This window comes from Mangrovihabitans endophyticus, from assembly GCF_014646155.1.
GTDB lineage: Bacteria > Actinomycetota > Actinomycetes > Mycobacteriales > Micromonosporaceae > Actinoplanes > Actinoplanes endophyticus.
On sequence record NZ_BMMX01000188.1, the window covers coordinates 1 to 547 of the forward strand.

General features: G+C 33.6%; 1 protein-coding gene. It reads left to right on the top strand.

All coding sequences use genetic code 11. The features are described from left to right. Positions 1-273 precede the first annotated feature (273 nt). Positions 274-540, top strand: a complete 267-nt coding sequence (locus tag IEY73_RS33090; RefSeq protein ID WP_001173705.1) for a hypothetical protein — start codon at positions 274-276, stop codon at positions 538-540. The last annotated feature ends 7 nt before the right edge of the window (positions 541-547 follow it).

Consider the following 547-nt stretch of genomic DNA (forward strand, 5'->3'; position numbering starts at 1 on the left):
TTTAAGCAAATTCGTAGAATGATGAGTTTGGCAATGTTAATGCCTAGTTTTTTATTGGCGGCGCCAGATTACAAATAAAAATCCACTCAAATATTGGATTTCATAAGCAATGACTTTATCAAAGCTATCGGTAGTCTAATCATTGTTGGGACTTGCATTTACGCCTATAAAAATTGGGACAGGCTTGGAGAAATTGGTTGGAAATGCGTTGGGATTATCATTATAACCGCTGCTATTTCTAATGCTAAAACTTTAAGTCAATGGTTATTTTAGATGGCATTGCATATTGTTTGTGTTGAAAGTATCAACATTAGAGAAATCAGCAAAAGAGAAACTTTTTTGGGATTAAACTTGGATAGTTGGATTGTTAGTTTCTTAATGTCGGCATGGTTACTTTCATTCCAACCACTCTATGCTATGGGTTTAATGGCTAGTTGTGTGTTTGTATTCTATATTTTAGAATTTTTTGATGAAGATATAACAGCCATTTTGCATGCGCTTTTCACATTAAGGACAGGAGCTAGAAATTATTATGCTTGAGAGAATT

Bases quoted from the DNA above. Each gene is read 5' to 3' on its own strand.
- IEY73_RS33090 (WP_001173705.1), top strand. From the start codon at position 274: ATGGCATTGCATATTGTTTGTGTTGAAAGTATCAACATTAGAGAAATC.